The sequence below is a fragment of the Streptomyces sp. NBC_00443 genome (assembly GCF_036014175.1).
In the GTDB taxonomy this organism is placed as follows: domain Bacteria; phylum Actinomycetota; class Actinomycetes; order Streptomycetales; family Streptomycetaceae; genus Streptomyces.
The window spans coordinates 5,140,846-5,159,820 of sequence record NZ_CP107917.1 but is presented as its reverse complement, the minus strand read 5'-3'; the positions used below and the strand labels follow the sequence as shown (position 1 = coordinate 5,159,820).

The window sequence follows — 18,975 nt, the reverse complement described above, 5'->3', positions numbered from 1 at the left end:
CCCTGAAGACGAAGTCGCCGCCCGGGCGGGACCCCGCCTAAGCCTTCTCCGCCGGTGCCCGCCCCTGCCGCACCTGTGTCCGCACCGCGCCCATGCTCGCCGCGATGACCAGGGCGATGGCCAAGGCCTGCAGGGCGGAGAGGGACTGGTTGAGGATGAGGAAGCCGGCGGTGGCGGCGACGGCCGGTTCCAGGCTCATCAGGATGGCGAAGGTCGCTGCGGGGAGGCGGCGCAGGGCGAGGAGTTCGAGGGTGTAGGGGAGGACCGAGGAGAGGATGGCCACGGCCGCGCCCAGGGTGACCGTGACGGGGTCGAGGAGCTTCGTGCCCGATTCGGCGATACCCAGGGGGAGGAACAGTACGGCTCCCACCCCCATCGCCAGCGCCAGGCCGTCGGCCTGAGGAAAGCGTCGGCCCGTACGAGCGCTGAAGATGATGTAGGCCGCCCACATGGCGCCCGCAGCCAGGGCAAAGGCGACACCTACGGGGTCGAGGCTGCCGAAGCCTCCGCCGCCGAGGAGGAAGACCCCGGCGAGGGCGAGTCCGGCCCACACGACGTTGACCGCCCGGCGCGAGGACAGCACGGACAGGGCGAGCGGGCCGAGCACCTCAAGGGTGACCGCGGGTCCCAGCGGGATACGGGCGACCGACTGGTAGAAGAGCCCGTTCATCGCGGCCATCGTGATACCGAAGACGACCACCGTTCCCCAGTCCGTGCGGGAGTGGCCGCGCAGCCGGGGCCGGCAGATCAGCAGCAGGACGACCGCCGCGACCAGCAGCCGCAACGCCACCACACCGAGCGCCCCGGCCCGCGGCATCAGGCTCACCGCCAGAGCGCCGCCGAACTGCACGGAGATCCCTCCGGCAAGCACCAGCCCGACGGGACCGAAGGAGCCCCAACGGCGCGGGCCGCCGGCCGTCGGCTCGGGAACGGCCCGGCCGCGGGTCGGCGAGGACGTGGCGGCTGCGGCGGGGACGGCTGCGGCATCAGGGGTACTCACGGGCGTTCCAGTACTCGGCTCGGGGGCTGCGGTCTGTTCAGCGGGCTGTACTGCCCAGTCCAAGGTAGTGGACATCGTCAGGTGTGTGAACCTGTTATGCCACTGTCCCAGAGTGTGGACGGGCGAGCTCCGCCGACCCCGCGCGAGCTACCGCCGTGCCATGTACAGATCCAGCGCCTTGTGCAGCAGCCGGTTGAGCGGGAAGTCCCACTCCCCCAGGTACTCGACGGCCTCACCGCCCGCCCCCACCTTGAACCGCAGCAGGCCCAGCAGATGGTTCGACTCCTCCAGGGTGTCGGTGATGCCGCGGAAGTCGTAGACGGCGGCGCCGAGCTCGTGGGCGTCGGACATCATGCGCCACTGCATGGCGTTGTTGGGCTGGACCTCGCGCTTGTGGCTGGTGGAGGCGCCGTAGGAGTACCAGATGTGGTTGCCGACGGTGAGCATGGTGGCGGCGGCGAGGGTGTCGCCGTCGTGGTGGGCGAGGTACAGCCGCATCCGGTCGGGGTGCTCGGCGGTGAGCGCGGTCCACATGCGCTGGAAATAGGGCAGGGGGCGCGGGATGAAACGGTCGCGCTCGGCGGTCTCGGCGTAGAGCTCGTAGAAGGCGGGCAGGTCCTCGTAGCCGCCGCGCACGACCTTCACCCCGGCCTTCTCGGCCTTCTTGATGTTGCGCCGCCACTGCTGGTTGAGGCCGCGCTGGATGTCGTCCAGCGACCGGCCGCCGAACGGCACCTGGCACACGTATCGCGGCTGCCCGGCCGCGAAGCCCTCCTCGCCGCCCGGCTCGGTCTGCCGCCAGCCGGCCCGCCGCAGCCGTTCGGCGATGTCGAGGGCGCCCTGTTCGTACGACGTCGGCTCCGCGTCCCGCAGCCGCCGGGCGGCCGGGTCGGCGATGGCCGCCTTCACCGCCTCGGTGCTCCAGCGGCGGACGACGACGGGCGGGCCCATCTTGACCGAGAAGGCGCCCTGCCGCCTGAGGTGGGCGAGCAGCGGTTCGAGCCAGCGCTCGCACAGGTCGGGGGCGTACCAGTCGACGAGCGGGCCCTCGGGGAGGTAGGCGAGGTACTTCTTCAGCTTCGGCAGCGGGCGGTAGAGCACGAGCCCGGCCCCCACCTGCCGCCCCTCCTCGTCGAACCATCCCAGGCTCTCCGCCCGCCAGTCCGGCTTCACTTCCCCCCAGGACGGGACCTGCATATGGCTCGCGGACGGGCGGGCCGCGACGAACGCGAGATGTTCGTCGCGGGAGATGGACTGGACGCGGAGGGCCATGTGCGGGGCTCCCTTGGGCGGCAGTGTCGGTGTCCGGCCAGCGTATGCAGCCGTTCCCGGCCCCGCGCGCGCAGCGCGGGCACCGGAGCGTGCGAGCCACCGCACTCCGCGTCCAGCCCAGGACGCCGGCCCACCGGGAACACCCCCGCGCGGCCGGAGCGCACCCGCCGCCACCGGGCCGGAGCGCACTCACTCTCCCCGAGTCACGCGTCCCGGGCCCCACGCGCCCAGCGGGGGGGCGGGCGCGGGTGAGCCGCCACACTCCATCACCCAGCCCAGGACGCCGACCCGCCGGGAACACCCGATCCCCGGCCGTCGAGCACCCACCGCCCCGGCCGGAGAGCACTCACCACCCCCCGGTCACCCGCCCCCTCCAACCGCTCCGCCAGCACCTCCGCCAGATGCCGCCCCGGCACACCCCCCACCTGCTCCAGCTGCGTCCGGCAGGAGAACCCGTCCGCCAGCACCACGGCGTCCTCCCCCGCTCCCCGCACCGCCGGCAGCAGCCGCTCCTCCGCACACGCCACCGACACCTCGAAGTGCCCCTTCTCGAACCCGAAGTTGCCCGCGAGTCCGCAGCAGCCGCCGCTCAGGTCCCCGGCGAGCCCCGCGGCCTCGCGCAGCCGGCGGTCGGCCGCGTCCCCCAGGACCGCGTGCTGATGGCAGTGCGTCTGTCCGACCGCGGGCCGGTCCACGCGGGGCGGCGTCCAGTCGGGGGCGTGGCGCTCCAGCGTCTCCGCGAAGGTCAGGACGCGGTCGGCCAGGACACGGGCCCGTGGGTCGTCGTGGAGGAGCTCCGGGAGGTCCGCGCGCAGTGCGGCGGCACAGCTCGGCTCCAGGACGACGACCGGGGCGTCCGTCGCCAGCACCGGCTCCATGAGGTCGAGCGTGCGCCGCAGCACCGCGCGGGCGCGGTCGAGCTGCCCGGTAGAGACGTACGTCAACCCGCAGCAGACCCGCTCCCGGCCCCGTAGGAGCGACACCGGATCCAGCGCCACGGTCACCTCCGCACCGCCGCTCCCGGGCGGCGTCTTCAGCCGCACCGTCGGCGGGAGCGCCACCCGCAGCCCGGCCGCCTCCAGCACGCGTACGGCCGACTGGCCCACGGACGGCGCGAGGTGCTCGGTGAAGGTGTCCGGCCACAGGATGACCAGGGCGCCGTCCGAGCCGACGGGAGGCTTCTCCCGCCGCTCCCACCACCGGCTGAACGTCCGCGCCGCCAGCCGCGGAATCGCCCGCTCGGGAGCGATCCCGCCGAGCCGTTTCGCCAGCCACGCCAACGGCCGTACGGCGGCCAGGGCGTTGACCAGCACCGCGGTACGCGTGCGTGCCACGACGCGCAGCCACTGGGGCAGCCGCCCCATGCTGTGGTGCGCGGCCGGACGGCGCCGTCCCTCGTAGTGGTGGTGCAGGAACTCCGCCTTGTACGTGGCCATGTCGACCTCGACGGGACAGTCGGACCGGCACCCCTTGCAGGCCAGGCACAGATCGAGCGCGTCCCGCACCTCCGTCGACCGCCACCCGTCGGTCACCAGTTCCCCGGCGAGCATCTCGTGCAGCAGCCGGGCACGCCCGCGCGTGGAGTGCTCCTCGGCGCCCGTGGCCCGGAAGGACGGGCACATGACCGCGGGGCCGGTCGCCGACGTCGTACGGCACTTGGCGACCCCGACGCACCGCCGTACGGCCGCCGAGAAGTCCCCGCCGTCGGCCGGGTAACCGAAGGCGACGTCCACAGGCTTGCCCGGCAGCACGGAGAAGCGGAGGTTGGAGTCGAGGGGGGCGGGGCGCACCAGCATCCCCGGGTTGAGCAGATCATCCGGGTCCCACACCCCCTTGGCCCGCTCGAAGAGGGCGACCATCTCCTCTCCGTACATCCTCGGCAGCAGTTCGGCGCGCGCCTGCCCGTCCCCGTGCTCCCCCGACAGCGAGCCGCCGTGCGCCACGACAACCTCGGCGAGTTCCTCCGAGAAGCGCCGGAAGCGACCGATACCCGCCTCCGTCAGCAGGTCGAAGTCGATACGGACGTGGATGCAGCCGTCCCCGAAGTGCCCGTACGGCGTCCCGCGCAGCCCGTGCGCGGTCAGCAGCGCGCGGAAGTCCCGCAGATACGCCCCGAGGCGCTCGGGCGGCACCGCACAGTCCTCCCAGCCGGGCCAGGCCTCGCTGCCGTCCGGCATCCGGGTCGCCGTACCGCTCGCGTCCTCCCGGATGCGCCAAAGGGCCCGCTGCCCGGCCGGATCGGTGACGACGACCGCGTCGACGACATCGGCGGCCCGCACGATCCCCTCCGCACGCGCGCGTGCCTCGCTCTCCGACTCCCCGCCCGTCTCGACGAACAGCCAGGCCCCGCCCCGCGGCAGCACGGCGGCGGCAGACTCCGGCGCCAGGTCCTGCGCCATGCCCTCCACGGTCAGCGGCCCGTACGGCAACAACCCGGCGGCCGCTTCCGCGGCGGCGCTCTCGTCGGGGTAGGCCAGCACGGCCAGCGCCCGCGCGCGTGGCGCCTCCACCAGCCGTACGACCGCTTCGGTGAGGATCCCGAGGGTGCCCTCGCTCCCGCAGAAGGAACGGGCGACGTCGGCACCGTTCTCGGGCAGCAGGGCGTCCAGCGCGTATCCGGAGATACGGCGGGGCAGTTCGGGGAAGCCCGTCCGCAGCCGGGTCAGGTCCCCCTCGACCAGCTCCCGCAGCCCCTGCGGCGCACCGGCCCACCCCTGCCCGAGCCGCAGCCCTTCCCCACGCCCGCCGATCACGTCCAGCTCCCGCACGCTGTCCGCGGTCGTCCCCCACGCCACCGAGTGCGAGCCGCAGGAGTTGTTGCCGATCATTCCGCCGAGCGTGCAGCGGCTGTGGGTGGAGGGGTCGGGGCCGAAGCGGAGCCCGTGCGGGGCGGCGGCGTCCTGGAGCCGGTCGAGGACGAGGCCGGGCTGGACGACGGCGGTGCGCGTGTCCGCGTCCAGGGACACGAGCCGGTTCATGTGGCGGGTGAAGTCCAGCACGACACCGGTGCCGGTGGCCTGTCCCGCGATCGAGGTACCTCCGCCACGTGCCACGACCGGCACCATGTGGTCCCGGCATACCTCCAGCACGGCTGCGACGTCGTCGGCGTCATGTGGCGCCACCACACCCAACGGGACGCGTCGGTAGTTGGACGCGTCCATGGTGGTCAACGCCCGGGAGGTGACATCGAACCCGACCTCACCCCGGACGACGGTACGCAGCGCAGCTTCGAGATCCGTCATCCCTCCAGCAAACCAGCCGACGTCCGGCATTCCAGCCCGTCCGGCGCTTGAGGACGAGGCCGTTCAGGCCGAAGCGGGGGTCTGGGGGCGGCAGCCCCCAGGTCCGACGCCTGCCGAAACGCCGTCTCACCCGACGGACGAGGTTTCACCAAGGTTTCCCGAAACAGCTACGCTCCCACCGTGGCTGAGATCCAGATTCCCGCTGACATCAAGCCCGCCGACGGACGTTTCGGCGCGGGCCCCTCCAAGGTGCGGACGGAAGCGCTGGACGCGCTGGCCGCCACCGGAACCTCCCTGCTCGGCACCTCCCACCGCCAGGCCCCGGTCAAGAACCTGGTCGGCCAGGTGCGCGAGGGCATCAGCGAGCTGTTCCAGCTCCCCGACGGCTACGAGGTCGTCCTCGGCAACGGCGGCTCGACCGCCTTCTGGGACATCGCGACGCACGGCCTGATCGAGAACAAGTCGCAGCACCTCACGTTCGGCGAGTTCAGCTCCAAGTTCGCCAAGGCCGCGAAGCTCGCCCCGTGGCTCGCCGAGCCGGACGTCATCACCAGCGACCCGGGCACCCACCCGGAGCCGGTCGCCCAGTCGGGCGTCGACGTGTACGCCTACACCCACAACGAGACCTCGACCGGCGTCGCCATGCCGATCAAGCGCGTGGCAGGTGCCGACGAGGGCTCGCTGGTCCTGGTCGACGCCACCTCCGGCGCCGGCGGCCTCCCCGTCGACGTGTCCGAGACGGACGTCTACTACTTCGCCCCGCAGAAGTCCTTCGCCTCCGACGGCGGCCTGTGGATCGGTGTCTTCTCCCCGGCCGCGATCGAGCGCGCAGAGCGCGTCCACGCCTCCGGCCGCCACATCCCGGAGTTCTTCTCGCTGCCCACGGCGATCGACAACTCCCGCAAGAACCAGACGTACAACACCCCGGCCCTGGCCACCCTCTTCATGCTCAACCATCAGCTGGAGTGGATCAACGGCCAGGGCGGCCTGGACTGGGCCGTCCGCCGCACCGCCACCTCCGCCCGCACCCTGTACGGCTGGGCCGAGGACATCAAGTACGCCAACCCGTTCGTCACCGACCCGGCCAAGCGCTCGGCGGTCATCGGCACGATCGACTTCACGGACGAGATCGACGCCGCCGCCGTCGCCAAGGTCCTGCGCGCCAACGGCATCGTCGACACCGAGCCCTACCGCAAGCTCGGCCGCAACCAGCTCCGCGTCGCGATGTTCCCGGCGATCGACCCGGCGGACGTCGAGGCCCTGACGAAGTGCGTCGACTACGTCATCGAGAAGCTGTAGCCGCTTCCGCTACAACGCACGAAGGGCGCCCGGCGGATCACCGCGGGGCGCCCTTCACGCGTTCTACTCCTCGACGAACAACTCCTCGGCGTCCGCCACGCTCAGGGAGCGGTCGAGCCAGGCCCCCAGCACGTCGAGGTCGGTGCAGGCGGTGACCCGCTCCCGGACGGAGTCGGAGACCTCGATACCCCGTACACCGAGAATGCGCAGGATGTCCTCGGCCTTGCCCTCCGCCTTGCCCTCGAGCCACGACTCTTCGACGATGGTGTTGCTGCCGGGGAAGTTCGGGGTGTAAGTGGCCATCAGGTGCCTCCAATAGTCGCGGCCCGGGCCCTCACCCAGACCGACCTCGACGATTTCCGCCCAGTCCACACGGTCCACGTCCCCGCCCTCGTCAGTCTCGGCATGGCCCTTGGACTTCTCGGCCTCGTCTGCCATCCCTGACGCCAGCGCGTCCCGTATCGCAGTCAGACCCGGATCCTTGGTGTACGCGAGCGCGGAGAAGGCCGCGACGCCAAGGTCCTGGGCCGCCTCCTCCGCCTGGGTGATCACGGGCAGGATTCCGGGCCCCAGGACCAACGGGTGGACGAATTTGAGGGCGCCCGGCGAGGTCGCCGGGCGCCTTGCTTCATGTCGGCGAGCAGGTCACCGTAGGCACCCCGCCGCCCCCGGGCGCGCCCCCGAAGCCGAAGCTCGTCGTAGCGCCCGCTGGGAGCGAGCCGTTGTGTGCGGCGTTGGATGCCGCCACCGTCGCTGCGCTCTGTGTGTACGTCGCGTTCCACATGGACGTGATCCGTTGGGATCCGCTCCAAGTCCAGGTGGTTTTCCAGTAGTTGAGCGGAGTGGTGCCCGTGTTGGTGACCTTTACCTCGGCGTTGAAGCCGCCGCCCCAGTCGGCGGTGACGGTGTAGGCGGCGGAGCATGTGGCCGTGCCGCCGCCAGGTTCTTCGGGGTCACCGCCCTCGCCGCTCGGGAATCCCGGGGCCTTGATGCTCGCGAGATACCCGTCCTTCACGGTGTCCACGGTCGACCAGTCGTCCTTCAGGATCCCGCCCGTGTCACCGGAGTTGGGGTTCCAGGACCAGAACGTCCAGTGGAACGAGTCCGCGCCGTACGCCGACGTCGACCGCAGGTACGTCACCAGCGCGGCCAGCCACTTCTGGTCCACCGCCGACTGGAGGGTCGTACCGAACTCGCCGAGCCACACCGGGGCGATGTTCTGCTTGAAGACGTAGCCCCAGTACCTGTCCCAGACGCCCGGCAAGTTGTCGGGGAACGACGGGTCGTTGAACCAGGGCTGCTGGGCCACGCTGGTGGCGTAGTCGTGGGCCGAGTACACGAGCCGGTTCGGGACGTCCAGTTGGACCGGGTACTGGGCCACGCCCATCAGGTTGCCGCCCCACCAGCCGCTGACGCCGTCGTACGACTGGACGCCCTCGACCATGATGAGCAGCTGCGGGTTGACGGACAGGACGGCGTTCCCGGCCCGTTGGGCCGCAAGGCGCCAGTCCCTGGCCGTGTCGCCGCAACCCCAGCAGGCGGGGTCGTGCGGCTCGTTGTGCAGGTCGATGCCGACGACGGTCGGGTTGCCGGTGTAACGCGACGCGAGCGCCTCCAGGTTGGCGATCCACGTCGACTCGGGTACGGACGCGGTGTACCAGAGCGCCGACTGGCCGCCCGCGTCCGGCCGATGCCGGTCGAGGACGATCTTCAGGCCGGCCTGACCGGCGTACGCCACGATCCGGTCCATGACCTGCAGGGACGTCAGCCCCTGGAGGCCGGCGTTCTTGCCGTCGGCGAAGTTGATGCTGTCCGGCATGGTGCCGGGCTTGAGGATGTCGTCGCTGAAGGGCAGGCGGAGGGTGTTGTAGCCCAGCGACCTCATCTGGTCGAGCATGCTCTTGTAGTCGCGCGTCCACAGGCCGTGGACGACGTGGTTGCCGGTCTCGAAGCCGAACCAGTTGATCCCGGCGATACGGACCGGCTGCCCGGCCGCGTCGAGGATCTGCCGGCCGCTGGTGTGCCAGTAGCCGGCGCCGGCCTCGGCGGTCGCCGAAACACCCGCCGACGCGCGCGCCGACGCACCCGCCGCACCGGCCGACTGCACACCGGCCCCCAGCGGTAACAGCAGAGCCACTGCGGCAGCGCACAGCGCTCTTCGCAAGTTGCGGAACATGTCCCTTGTTCCTCTCGGGAAGGCGCGGCCCCGGAACGAATGGGAGCGCTCCCATGCACCGCGCACCTCCCAGGAAACTAACGCGCCATGGGCACGTCAAGGAGGTGCGCGGCATCCGCCCGTCCGACTCAGCGGCTCAGCGGCTCAGCTTCTGGAACCTCCGCACCGCCAGCGGCAGGAAGATCGCCGTCAGGATCACCGGCCACACCCCCGCCATCAGCAGTGCGTGCTGCTCCACCCAGGAGTCCCCGCTCCCGGCCGGGGTGCCGAACAGCTCACGGCTGGCCGCCGCCGTGGACGAGATCGGGTTCCAGGCCGCCACCCAGCCCAGCCAGTCCGGCATCAGCTGCGGCGCGACGAAGATGCTGGAGATCATCGTGAGCGGGAAGGCGACGGCGAACAGACCGCCCGCGGCTTCCGGGTTGGGCACGAGCAGGCCCAGCCACACCCCGATCCAGATCAGCGCGAACCTCAGCCACAGCAGCAGCCCGAACGCACCGAGGAAGCCGAATCCGCCGTCCGGGCGCCAGCCCATCGCGAAGGCGGTCAGCATCATGATCGCCAACTCCGCGCAGGCGGCCAGCAGATCGGTGATCCCGCGGCCGGCGACGACAGCGGACGAGGCCATGGGCATCGAGCGGAAACGGTCGATGACGCCCTTCGTCGAGTCGTAGACGACGAGCGTCGCGGTGTTGATGAAGCCGAACGCCATCGTCATCACGAACATGCCCGGCATCAGGAAGTCCTTGTAGTCCCCGCCGCCGGGCACCTTCATGGCGCTGCCGAAGACATAGCCGTAGAGCAGGACGGACAGGATCGGGAAGCCCAGCTGCCAGGCGATGTTGACCGGTTGGCGCTGGTAGTGGGTCAGACCGCGGCGGACGATGTTCCAGACGTCGGCGAGGGTCCAGTACAGCCGGCCGCGCGTGGCCGGGACGGTCAGGTCTACGGCGGTCATGCGACGGCCTCCTTCTCGGTCCTCTCGGTCTTCTCGGTGCGGTGCCCGGTCAGGCGCAGGAAGACGTCGTCGAGGCTCGGCCTGCGCAGCCCGATGTCCTCGACCGGGACGCCCTCGTCCTGGAGCGTCCGGGCCACCTCGGTCAGCGCGGAGACCCGGTCGGTGACCGGCGCGTGGACCCGCAGCTCCGCCTCGTCCGACTCGGGTTCGCCGTCCGAGACCCGGGCGACCACCTTCACCACGCGCGGGATGTCGGACCGCTCGGCGACGACGACCTCGATACGGTCGCCGCCGACGAGGCTCTTCAGCCCGTCGGGGGTGTCGTCGGCGATGGCCCGCCCCTGGTCGATGACGGTGATGTGCGAGGCGAGCTTGTCGGCCTCCTCCAGATACTGGGTGGTCAGCAGTACTGTCGTGCCGCTCGCCACCAACGCCCTGACGGAGTCCCAGACTTCACCGCGGCTGCGGGGATCCAGTCCCGTCGTCGGCTCGTCGAGGAAGAGGACGGAGGGGGCGAGGATCATCGAGGCGGCGAGGTCGAGGCGGCGCCGCATGCCGCCGCTGTACTTGCCGACGCCCTTGTCGCCGGCGTCGGCCAGGTCGAACTGCTCCAGCAGCTCGACGGCCCGCAGCTTGGCCCGCCTGCCGCCGAGGTGGAAGAGCCGGCCGAACATCTCCAGGTTCTGCCGGCCGGTGAGCACCTCGTCCACGGCCGCGTACTGGCCGGTCAGCCCGATACGTGCGCGCACCTCGCGCGGCTGCCGGGCCACGTCCAGTCCGGCCACCGCGGCCCGGCCGCCGTCCAGCCTGATCAGCGTGGACAGGATGCGCACGGCGGTGGTCTTGCCGGCGCCGTTCGGGCCGAGCAGGCCGTGCACCGTCCCCTCGCGGACGGCCAGGTCGAAGCCGTCGAGGGCGCGTTTCTCGCCGTAGCGCTTCTCCAGTCCCTCGGCCCGCACCGCGTATCCGTCTCCGCCGTGTCCGTCGTCGCCCATGGGTCCCCCTCTCGATAGCCGAGCACCAATAACTGAGTACACCGTACCCTATTGCGCGTACACCGTACCCAGTTTTTTTCGGAGGACTTAAGCTGAAGTGCATGACGAGCGGCAAGGGCGGCACCAGCGGTACGGAGACCAGCGGCAGCGGCGACATCGCCCGCACGATGGAGCTGCTGTGGGACACCGGCCGGCGCCCGAGCCGGGGGCCCAAGCCGACCCTCACGCTGGACCAGATCGTGGAAGCGGGCGTCCGGGTCGCGGACGCCGAGGGCCTGGAGTCGATGTCCATGCGCCGGGTCGCCACCGAGCTCGGGACGGGCACGATGTCGCTGTACCGCTACGTCCCCGGCAAGGCCGAGCTGCTCGACCTGATGCTGGACCGCGTCCAGCGCCCCTCGGAGAATCCGGCCGACCTGGGCGACGGCGGATGGCGCTCGGCCCTGGAGGCCCTGGGCCGCGCGACCCTCGACCTCTACCGCCGCCACCCCTGGCTGCTCCAGGTCAACCAGTCCCGCCCGATCCTCGGTCCGAGCGCCCTCGACGGCATGGAGAAGGTCCTCGCCCGCATCAAGCCGATGGGGCTGACCGACCCCGAACTGGTCTCCGCGATCGTCATGATCGACGGCTACGTCGTCGGCGCCGCGCGCACCCAGTTGTACGCGCAGGAGGCGGAGCACCGCACCGGCCTGACCGACGCGGAGTTCTGGCAGGCGCAGACCCCGACGCTGGAGAAGATCATGGCCTCCGGCCGGTACCCCCTGCTCGCCTCGCTCGACGAGAACACCTGGGGCAACGAGTTCGACCACTTCGAGTTCGGCCTGCAACGGATGCTGGACGGACTGGAGGTCTTTGTCGCCCGGCGTGCGGGAACGGCCGGCGGCGCCGACAGCGAAGTGAAGGGACCGCTCTAGGGACGCGCCGTCGACGACTCCGGCAGGGCCAGACCTGTTGCCCCCAGTGGGCGGTGAGGCGGTGCGCGACGGCGACCAGGCGGCGGCGGTCCTCCACCGTGTACGCCGGGAAGCGCAGCCAGCCCTGGTCGGCGATCTGGTTGCCGCGCGAACCTACCTGCCTACAGGCGTCTGCGGACAGACCCTAGGGCGATGGCTCCGCGAGCATCGCGATGAAGCTCAGGAGGCCCACGGGGACGGCGACCAGGACGGCGTACCCGACCCGGTCGGCCACCCGCTGCCGCCGCGAGGGCTCCCGGCGGTGGGCCTCGCGGCGTCGGTCCGCCCCGCGCGGCTTGATCGCCCGGTACGCGAGGACCGCGAGGACGACCACGCAGATCGAGACCTGCCAGAGCTCACCCACGACGCCCCAGAGCCCGACCCGCTGGACCGTGTCCGGCTCGATGCCCTGGCGGGCGTCGAACCGGGTGCCGTCCGGGTAGTCCTGCCCGGTGTCCTGGAGCCGTACATGGGAGGCGTCGGCGGCGGTGCCGCCGTCGGGCGTGAAGTCCCCGAGGCAGTCGTAGTCGGAGCGCTTACGGCTGTAGTCGGTGTCGTAGCAGCGCTCCACCTTGTACGTGCCCGGGGTGCCGTAGATGCCGGCGGACAGGGCCATGTCGGCGGTCGCGGTGACGAACCAGAAGGCGGTGACGAGGGCGAGGAGGACGCCGCACACCCAGCCGAGGACGCGTTTCATCCGAGCACCATTCCGCGCGGCTCGTTGATCTCCAACAGCCGGGATATTCCCGCCTGTTCGGCAAGCGCCCTGCGCTGCGGACCGGCCTGCGCGCGCTCCTGCTCGTACTTCGCCCAGGGCGCGGGCTGCACGAAGAGCATGGCGTTGCCCGGCACGATCATGACGCCGCCGAAGGCCGCATCGCCGGCGAACCAGGCGCCGCCCTCCTCGGCCCCCTTCGGCCAACGGCGCACCGTCGAGGCGTTGACCGCACGCAGCGAAGGGGCACCGTGCTGCCCGCGCACCGTGAGCCGGACGGTGTGCACATCGCCCATGTACTTCCACTCGGAGCCCTTCTTGGACACCCGCGTGCGGTACTCCAGGGGATAGGTGCGCAGCACCTTCTCGCACACCTTGAGCCGCGACCCGCGCCCCAGCCGGAGCGACAGAAAGATCAGCACGAACATCCCGGCCGGCACGCCGAACGCGGGCAGCGCGGCGTCGTACCCGCCCCAGTGCGCCACGAACGGCACCGCGAACAGCCCGGCGGCGAGCGCGAGGCGCGCGGCGGTGTGCCGGCGGAGCAGGGTGCGGTTGTGCTTGAGCACCTGGGCGATGTCGGGGGCCACGGGTGGACTGTCCATGCGGAGGGAGAGGGCCCTTCGAGCAAGATCGGCGGCTGGGACCGGGTGACGTTATCAGGGCCGGTCTGCCCGTTCACTGATCGTGCGCGCTCTCCCCTCATCCCCTCCGCAGAAGCCGCCGCAACCCGAACACGACCACACACGCGACGACCACGGCGATGGCGCCGACCTTCAGATCGCCGGTCCGCCCGCTGTCCCCGCTGTCGTCGGACGAGGCCGAACTGCCCCCGCCGGAGGAGGAGTCGGAGGGGGCGGCGTCCCCGGGGGCGTCGTTCGCGACGACGGAGCTTCCGGCGCCCTCGCTGCCGAGCATGAGCTTGGTGCCGTCGGTCGAGTAGCTGGCGGACTCGCCCTGGCCGAGGGGCACGCTGATGCGCTCCAGCCGCTTGAGCTTGCCGCCGTTCCAGTCGTAGGCGACGCCGCCGAAGTAGCCGCGTACGGCGAGGGTCCTGCCGTCCTGGGAGAAGGCCGCGTCGGTGGCCCACATGTCGACGGGGACGGTGGGCTTGAAGACGTTCGTGCCGGAGGCGGAGAGCTCGGCCGGGCCCTCGTACAGGTGCCCGCCGTCCTCCTGCTTGTCGATGATGTAGACGCGGCCGGTCTTGGGGTGCACGACGAGCGACTCGGCGTCACGGGTGCCGTCGGAGTACTTCACCACGTACTGCGTGGCACGGATCGTCCGATCCTTCAGCGTCTTGGGCTCGGGGAGGCGGTAGACCCACACATAGGGCCACTGCACCCCGTCGTTGTCGCCGATGTCGCCGACGTAGAGCTGGTTGTCCGGGCCCATGGAGATCGCCTCCACGTCCCGCGGGGTGCCCACCCCGGTCATGGTGATCGTCGCGACCGTCTCGCCGGTCCTGCTGTCCACCGCGTAGAGGTAGGCGCCCGTGTCCTGGTCGTTGTGCGTCCAGTAGATGCCGGGGTGCTGACGCGACGCGGCGAGGCCGCTGGACTCCGTGATGCGGGGGTCCTTGATCGTGAAGTCCTCGTCGCCGTCGGCGGCTGAGGCGGGCAGGGTGAGCGCACCGGTGAGCAGGACCCCGGCGAGGATGGCGAGCGGTCGACGCATGCCCCAAGCCTGCCATTCGGGCGGGCGGTTCGGAGGCCGGGGCGGCGCGGGGGCGACGCGGGGGCGGCCGGGATGTGCGGGGCGTGTCGGGCTTCACACCCCGTCCGGCCATACCGATGGATAGCGATCGTCCATCATGAGCGGATGCTCAGGTTCATGCCCGTCGGCGACTCCCAGACCATCGGCAGCGCCGGCGAACACACGTGGCGCTACCGCATGTGGCAGCACCTGCGTGAGACGTACGGCGGTCCCTTCGCCCTCGTCGGCCCGCGCGAGACGCTGCATGACAAGGCGACGGACTCCCCCACGTCGTACGAGTACGCCGACCCCGACTTCCCCCGGGCGCACCTCGCCGGCTGGGGCGAGGGCTGGCTGCACATGGCGCCGGTGATCGGCGAGGCGGTGCGGTCGTGCCGGGCGGATGTGCTGCTGGTGTCGCTGGGCCTGATCGACCTCGGCTTCTACACGAACGCCGAGCAGACGGCGGAGAACGCCCGGAGCTTCGTGGCCGGGGCGCGTTCCGCGAACCCCCGGGTGCGGATCGTCGTCCTGCCGGTGATCCCGAACGTCCGTGCCGAGTCGGAGGAGGCCTTCGCCGCCGAGGTCGGCCGCTTCAACGAGCTGCTGGCGAAGGCGGTCGCCGACCTGGACGAGCCGCGCTCGCCGCTGCTCCTGGCGTCGCCTCCTCTGTCGTACGACATCAATCTCGACACGTACGACGGCACCCACCCGAACGCGAGCGGCGAGCACAAGATCGCGGAGGCCTTCGCGGAGGCGATGTACCAGGCGTGGGACCTGGGCGAGCCCTACGAGGCCTGACGCCCGATCGCCCGGACGAGGTGGTCGGCGCAGGGGCGCACGCCGGTGAGCAGGCCGCCGTCCCAGCGCTCGTCCTCGTCGCCCAGGTAGACGGCACGGGCGTGCGCGAGGACGGGGCGGTGTCCGGCGGGGAGCCGGGCGAGGGCCCAGTCGGCGGCTGCGTCCTTCGAGCGGATCTCCCCGGTGGCGAGCGTGGTCCAGATCCGGGCGAGGGTCAGCAGGACGTTGCGGGTGTCGGTGTCCAACTCCGCGAGCAGGTCGGGCACTCCGGCGGTGATCGCGCGCCTGAGGTCCGCGGGTGGGACGGGGGCGAGCAGGTCGGCGGGTGGGGGGCCGTACAGCGGGGCGCCGGCGAGAAGCACCATCGTCAGGAGGGGCGCGAGGTCGGGCATGGGCTCGGGCCCGGGGACGGTCCCCCGCTCGTACTCGTGCCGCAGCCACTCCCCGTACAGGAACGCGCAGGTGGGCGGATACCGCCACGGCCGTACGTCGTCCTGTACGACGACGATGAGCTCGACGGGGCGGGCGGCTCCGCCGGACACTCTCAGCAACTCCTCGACGAGCGCCCGGCGTTGGGCCCGGGTGGTGGGTTCGCTCACGACGGCCAGGACGTCGATGTCGCTGTGGGGGCGCAGGCCGCCGAGGGTGGCGGAGCCGTGGAGGTAGATGCCGAGGAGGGTGGTGTTGAAGGTGTGGCGGAGGAAGGGAAGGAGGAGGACCTCTGGGGCCTGCATGTGAGCTTCATCTCCGTGTCACGGTCACTGTGCGTATCGTTGTACTGCGCGGCTGCATCTGTCCGTGGGGCAGCCGGGGAGGAGCGCCACGATGACCGTCCTTGAAGACAGGATCAAGATGGCCGACGCGAACACCGAGCGCCTGGACCAGTGGTTCGAGCGCCTTGAGCGGATGCCCGTCCCCGAAGGATTCAGGGTCGAGATCGTCGGGGGCAACGTTCACATGACGCCGCAGCGGGACACACACTGGGCGATTATTTTCCGGATCGCGGGGGCCATCGCGGCCAAATTCGGGATGGACAGGGTGCTCTCGGACGTCCGCATCGACTTTCCCGGGCACGAGAACGGCTTCTGCCCGGACGTCGCGAAGCTCAGCGACTCGGCAAAGAAGGACGACGACGGCCGCTGGCGATACGAGGACGTCGAATTCGTCGCCGAAGTGATTTCCGAGGCGACGGCCGCAAACGACTACGGCCGAAAGAAACTCGCGTACGCGGAGGCCGAGGTCCCTGTCTACGTGATCGCCGACCCGTACCAGGGACGCTGCCACGTCTACACCGTCCCCAAGGACGGCACCTACGCCACCGAGACCCGGGTCGACTTCGGCACCGACATCGACCTGACCGGCACGGTGGTCGACCTCGTCCTCAAGACCGAGGACTTCCCCCGCGACCGATGAAAAGCTGTGGGCCATGGCCGTCATCCACCACACCACCCTCAAGCCGACCAAGCTCGAACTGCTCGCCTCCTGGCTGCCCACCCGCCCCTGGTACGCCGGCGCCGGCGACCCGGAGTTGACCAAGGCCGGCGGCTTCCGGCTGGACGACCCCGAGGGCGAGGTCGGAATCGAGTTCATGGTCGCCACGGATGCCTCCGGGACCCAACCGGTCCACTACCTCGTGCCGCTCAGCTACCGCGGCGCCCCCCTCGACGGCGCCGACCACGCCCTCGTCGGCACCATGGAGCACGGCGTTCTGGGGCGACGTTGGGCCTACGACGGCTGCCACGACCCCGTGCTGGTCGACCAGTTGCTTGCCCTGATCGAGGGCCGGGTCCAGGCGCAGGACCAGAGCATCAGCGACGCGCCCGACCGGGACGTCACCCGCGCCTACACGGGTGAAGGCTCCCGTTCCACCGCCGCCCGCACCACCACGGCAACCGACGACCGGGACGGCACTGAGCTGCGCACGTCCGACGGCACGGTCGTGCTCCGCCTCCACCGGGTCCTGCACCCCGCCGGAGAGGCCCCGCAGGACGCGGACGGCCACATCACCGGCGCCTGGCAGCTGCCGGACGGCACCCGGGCCCGTGCCCTGTTCGCCGCCCTGCACATCACGCCTCAGGAGCCCGGCGAACCGAAGGCCCTTGCCTAGAGCGCACTCCACGCGGCTAGCGTGCGCTTCATGAAGTACACGCAGCTCGGACGCACGGGACTCAAGGTCAGCAGGCTCGTCCTCGGCACCATGAACTTCGGTCCGCAGACCGACGAGGCGGACAGTCACGCGATCATGGACGCGGCGCTGGACGTCGGCATCAACTACTTCGACACGGCGAACGTGTACGGCTGGGGCGAGAACAAGGGCCGTACCGAAAGCATCATCGGCACCTGGTTCGCCAAGGGCGAGCGGCGCGACAAGGTCGTCCTCGCCACCAAGATGTACGGCAACATGGGCATCGAAGGCCAGCCGTGGCCCAACCACGACAAGCTGTCCGCCCTGAACATCCGGCGCGCCGTGGACGCCTCGCTCAAGCGGCTGCAGACCGACTACATCGACGTCTACCAGTTCCACCACATCGACCGCGCCACTCCCTTCGAGGAGATCTGGCAGGCGATCGACGTCCTCGTCCAGCAGGGCAAGATCCTGTACGTCGGCTCCAGCAACTTCCCCGGCTACAAGATCGCCCAGGCCAACGAGATCGCTGCGAAGCGCCACGGCACCATCGGCCTCGTCAGCGAGCAGTGCATCTACAACCTCTTCGAGCGCCGCGCCGAGATGGAGGTCATCCCGGCCGCGCAGGACTACGGCCTCGGCGTCATCCCGTGGTCGCCGCTGCACGGCGGACTGCTCGGCGGCGTCATCAAGAAGCAGGTCGAGGGCGGGCGGCGCAGCTCCGGCCGGGCCGCCGAAGTCCTCGCCGACCCGGCCGTACGCGCGAAGATCCAGGCGTACGAGGACCTGCTCGACAAGCACGGCCTGGAGCCCGGCGAGGCCGCCCTGGCCTGGCTGCTCACCCGGCCGGGCGTGACCGGCCCGATCGTCGGCCCGCGTACCGCCGAGCAGCTGGAGTCCGCGCTGCGGGCGTCCGAGCTGGAGCTGAGCGAGGAGCTGCTGGCGGGGCTGGACGAGATCTTCCCGGGTCCGGGGCCGTCTCCAGAGGCCTTCGCCTGGTAGCCGTCACCGGGGCGCGGCGGCGCTCGGCTGCATACGCATATCGCCTACCTGCCGAGCGCCGCCGCAAGGGCCACCACGACGAACATCAGCACAAGCACACCGGCCATGATCCGGTTCCGGGTTTTCGGGTCCACGTGTCCGAGCCTAACCGGCGCCTGTGAGCGGCCGACGGGCGACCGCCTCGTAGCGGGGCTGCTCGCCCGGCACCCCGGACGTGGGCAGGTTGCTGCGCATCAGCACCAGCTCGTCCACCGTCCACGTGCGGCTCGTGAATGCGTCGAGGGCCGCGACGTACGGCCGTACGTCCACCGCCGACCGGCTCCTCGCGACCGTCAGGTGAGGCTTGTAGCGCCGGTGCTCCCCCATCGGCACCCCGGCCTTCCGTGCCGCCGCCTCACTCCGGTCCGCCAGCAGCCGCAGGGTCGCCAGGTCGCCCTCCGCACCCGCCCACAGCGCCCGCCCGTGCCCGAACTGGCCGCCGCCGCGCAGCGCCAGCCGGAAGGGGGCGGTGCGATGAGCGACGCGCTCCAGGCGGGCCGACAGGTCCGGTACGAGGTCGTCGTCGACCTCGCCATAGAAGGCGAGCGTGAAGTGCCAGCCGGGGCGGCCGGTCCAGCGCAGCGCGTCCGCGCCGGGCAGCTTCTTCAACCCGTCGACCTCGGTGGCCAGTTCGCGGGCCACGTCCTCGGGTGGCAGCACGGCGGCGAAGAGTCTCATGGGTCCAGCCTGGCACCATGACCCG

At 71.1% G+C, this 18,975-nt stretch carries 18 protein-coding genes; 6 read left to right on the top strand and 12 right to left on the bottom strand.

From position 1 onward, the window contains the following. Positions 1–37: 37 nt before the first annotated feature. From OHO27_RS23460 to OHO27_RS23450, 3 genes are all read right to left on the bottom strand, one after another. Entirely contained in the window at positions 38–1,000 is a 963-nt protein-coding gene (locus tag OHO27_RS23460; protein ID WP_328426950.1) for an EamA family transporter, read from the bottom strand. 147 nt (positions 1,001–1,147) lie between these two features. Continuing rightward, positions 1,148–2,272 carry a lipid II:glycine glycyltransferase FemX gene (locus OHO27_RS23455; RefSeq protein ID WP_328426949.1) on the bottom strand — a complete coding sequence of 375 codons (1,125 nt, stop codon included), beginning with the start codon at positions 2,270–2,272 and terminating at the stop codon, positions 1,148–1,150. Positions 2,273–2,538: 266 nt separating this feature from the next. Further along, the gene (locus OHO27_RS23450) at positions 2,539–5,514 is read right to left on the bottom strand and encodes an FAD-binding and (Fe-S)-binding domain-containing protein (protein ID WP_328426948.1); all 2,976 of its coding nucleotides are present in this window, start codon (positions 5,512–5,514) and stop codon (positions 2,539–2,541) included. Positions 5,515–5,694: 180 nt separating this feature from the next. Here OHO27_RS23450 and serC point away from each other — a divergent pair, with 180 nt between their 5' ends. Continuing rightward, positions 5,695–6,813 (top strand): phosphoserine transaminase, encoded by a 1,119-nt coding sequence (serC, locus tag OHO27_RS23445; RefSeq protein WP_328426947.1) that lies wholly within the window; start codon positions 5,695–5,697, stop codon positions 6,811–6,813. A gap of 63 nt (positions 6,814–6,876) precedes the next feature. On the opposite strand, the gene OHO27_RS23440 is transcribed toward serC, so the two are convergent. The 4 genes from OHO27_RS23440 to OHO27_RS23425 all read right to left on the bottom strand — a co-directional run bounded on the left by OHO27_RS23440 (position 6,877) and on the right by OHO27_RS23425 (position 10,942). Beyond that, on the bottom strand, positions 6,877–7,365 hold the full coding sequence (locus OHO27_RS23440; protein WP_328426946.1) for a hypothetical protein: 489 nt from the start codon (positions 7,363–7,365) through the stop codon (positions 6,877–6,879). Positions 7,366–7,441: 76 nt separating this feature from the next. Continuing rightward, positions 7,442–8,989, bottom strand: coding sequence for a cellulase family glycosylhydrolase (locus OHO27_RS23435; RefSeq protein ID WP_328426945.1), 1,548 nt, complete (start codon positions 8,987–8,989; stop codon positions 7,442–7,444). A 136-nt stretch (positions 8,990–9,125) separates the two neighbouring features. Further along, positions 9,126–9,947, bottom strand: coding sequence for an ABC transporter permease (locus tag OHO27_RS23430; RefSeq protein WP_328426944.1), 822 nt, complete (start codon positions 9,945–9,947; stop codon positions 9,126–9,128). Further along, positions 9,944–10,942, bottom strand: coding sequence for an ATP-binding cassette domain-containing protein (locus OHO27_RS23425; protein ID WP_328426943.1), 999 nt, complete (start codon positions 10,940–10,942; stop codon positions 9,944–9,946). Before OHO27_RS23425 ends, OHO27_RS23430 begins: the two co-directional genes overlap by 4 nt. Positions 10,943–11,043: 101 nt before the next feature. On the opposite strand from OHO27_RS23425, the gene OHO27_RS23420 reads away from it, so the two are divergent. After that, positions 11,044–11,856, top strand: a complete 813-nt coding sequence (locus OHO27_RS23420; protein WP_328426942.1) for a TetR/AcrR family transcriptional regulator — start codon at positions 11,044–11,046, stop codon at positions 11,854–11,856. A gap of 184 nt (positions 11,857–12,040) precedes the next feature. Here OHO27_RS23420 and OHO27_RS23415 read toward each other — a convergent pair whose 3' ends face one another. The 3 genes from OHO27_RS23415 to OHO27_RS23405 form a co-directional block, all read right to left on the bottom strand. Further along, entirely contained in the window at positions 12,041–12,592 is a 552-nt protein-coding gene (locus OHO27_RS23415) for a hypothetical protein (RefSeq protein ID WP_328426941.1), read from the bottom strand. Further along, positions 12,589–13,200 carry a hypothetical protein gene (locus OHO27_RS23410; protein WP_328426940.1) on the bottom strand — a complete coding sequence of 204 codons (612 nt, stop codon included), beginning with the start codon at positions 13,198–13,200 and terminating at the stop codon, positions 12,589–12,591. Before OHO27_RS23410 ends, OHO27_RS23415 begins: the two co-directional genes overlap by 4 nt. A 112-nt stretch (positions 13,201–13,312) precedes the next feature. After that, the gene (locus OHO27_RS23405; protein ID WP_328426939.1) at positions 13,313–14,287 is read right to left on the bottom strand and encodes a WD40 repeat domain-containing protein; all 975 of its coding nucleotides are present in this window, start codon (positions 14,285–14,287) and stop codon (positions 13,313–13,315) included. 144 nt (positions 14,288–14,431) lie between these two features. On the opposite strand from OHO27_RS23405, the gene OHO27_RS23400 reads away from it, so the two are divergent. Continuing rightward, on the top strand, positions 14,432–15,106 hold the full coding sequence (locus OHO27_RS23400; RefSeq protein WP_328426938.1) for an SGNH/GDSL hydrolase family protein: 675 nt from the start codon (positions 14,432–14,434) through the stop codon (positions 15,104–15,106). On the opposite strand, the gene OHO27_RS23395 is transcribed toward OHO27_RS23400, so the two are convergent. Then, the gene (locus tag OHO27_RS23395; RefSeq protein WP_328426937.1) at positions 15,094–15,840 is read right to left on the bottom strand and encodes an aminoglycoside adenylyltransferase family protein; all 747 of its coding nucleotides are present in this window, start codon (positions 15,838–15,840) and stop codon (positions 15,094–15,096) included. The genes OHO27_RS23400 and OHO27_RS23395 overlap by 13 nt on opposite strands. 91 nt (positions 15,841–15,931) lie before the next feature. On the opposite strand from OHO27_RS23395, the gene OHO27_RS23390 reads away from it, so the two are divergent. The 3 genes from OHO27_RS23390 to OHO27_RS23380 are packed head-to-tail and all read left to right on the top strand — an operon-like array spanning position 15,932 to position 18,233. Further along, positions 15,932–16,519 (top strand): Uma2 family endonuclease, encoded by a 588-nt coding sequence (locus tag OHO27_RS23390; RefSeq protein ID WP_328426936.1) that lies wholly within the window; start codon positions 15,932–15,934, stop codon positions 16,517–16,519. 13 nt (positions 16,520–16,532) lie between these two features. Then, positions 16,533–17,213 carry a maltokinase N-terminal cap-like domain-containing protein gene (locus tag OHO27_RS23385; protein WP_328426935.1) on the top strand — a complete coding sequence of 227 codons (681 nt, stop codon included), beginning with the start codon at positions 16,533–16,535 and terminating at the stop codon, positions 17,211–17,213. 30 nt (positions 17,214–17,243) lie between these two features. Further along, positions 17,244–18,233 carry an aldo/keto reductase gene (locus tag OHO27_RS23380; protein ID WP_328426934.1) on the top strand — a complete coding sequence of 330 codons (990 nt, stop codon included), beginning with the start codon at positions 17,244–17,246 and terminating at the stop codon, positions 18,231–18,233. Between the two features lie 144 nt (positions 18,234–18,377). Here the strand turns inward: OHO27_RS23380 and thpR are convergent, their stop codons facing one another. Continuing rightward, the gene (gene thpR / locus OHO27_RS23375; protein WP_328426933.1) at positions 18,378–18,950 is read right to left on the bottom strand and encodes an RNA 2',3'-cyclic phosphodiesterase; all 573 of its coding nucleotides are present in this window, start codon (positions 18,948–18,950) and stop codon (positions 18,378–18,380) included. Positions 18,951–18,975 lie beyond the last annotated feature (25 nt).

Bases quoted from the DNA above. Each gene is read 5' to 3' on its own strand.
- OHO27_RS23425 (WP_328426943.1), bottom strand. From the start codon at position 10,942: ATGGGCGACGACGGACACGGCGGAGACGGATACGCGGTGCGGGCCGAG.
- OHO27_RS23395 (WP_328426937.1), bottom strand. From the start codon at position 15,840: ATGCAGGCCCCAGAGGTCCTCCTCCTTCCCTTCCTCCGCCACACCTTC.
- OHO27_RS23405 (WP_328426939.1), bottom strand. From the start codon at position 14,287: ATGCGTCGACCGCTCGCCATCCTCGCCGGGGTCCTGCTCACCGGTGCG.
- OHO27_RS23455 (WP_328426949.1), bottom strand. From the start codon at position 2,272: ATGGCCCTCCGCGTCCAGTCCATCTCCCGCGACGAACATCTCGCGTTC.
- OHO27_RS23450 (WP_328426948.1), bottom strand. From the start codon at position 5,514: ATGACGGATCTCGAAGCTGCGCTGCGTACCGTCGTCCGGGGTGAGGTC.
- OHO27_RS23420 (WP_328426942.1), top strand. From the start codon at position 11,044: ATGACGAGCGGCAAGGGCGGCACCAGCGGTACGGAGACCAGCGGCAGC.
- OHO27_RS23430 (WP_328426944.1), bottom strand. From the start codon at position 9,947: ATGACCGCCGTAGACCTGACCGTCCCGGCCACGCGCGGCCGGCTGTAC.
- OHO27_RS23380 (WP_328426934.1), top strand. From the start codon at position 17,244: ATGAAGTACACGCAGCTCGGACGCACGGGACTCAAGGTCAGCAGGCTC.
- OHO27_RS23385 (WP_328426935.1), top strand. From the start codon at position 16,533: ATGGCCGTCATCCACCACACCACCCTCAAGCCGACCAAGCTCGAACTG.
- OHO27_RS23390 (WP_328426936.1), top strand. From the start codon at position 15,932: ATGACCGTCCTTGAAGACAGGATCAAGATGGCCGACGCGAACACCGAG.
- OHO27_RS23415 (WP_328426941.1), bottom strand. From the start codon at position 12,592: ATGAAACGCGTCCTCGGCTGGGTGTGCGGCGTCCTCCTCGCCCTCGTC.
- OHO27_RS23400 (WP_328426938.1), top strand. From the start codon at position 14,432: ATGCTCAGGTTCATGCCCGTCGGCGACTCCCAGACCATCGGCAGCGCC.
- thpR (WP_328426933.1), bottom strand. From the start codon at position 18,950: ATGAGACTCTTCGCCGCCGTGCTGCCACCCGAGGACGTGGCCCGCGAA.
- OHO27_RS23435 (WP_328426945.1), bottom strand. From the start codon at position 8,989: ATGTTCCGCAACTTGCGAAGAGCGCTGTGCGCTGCCGCAGTGGCTCTG.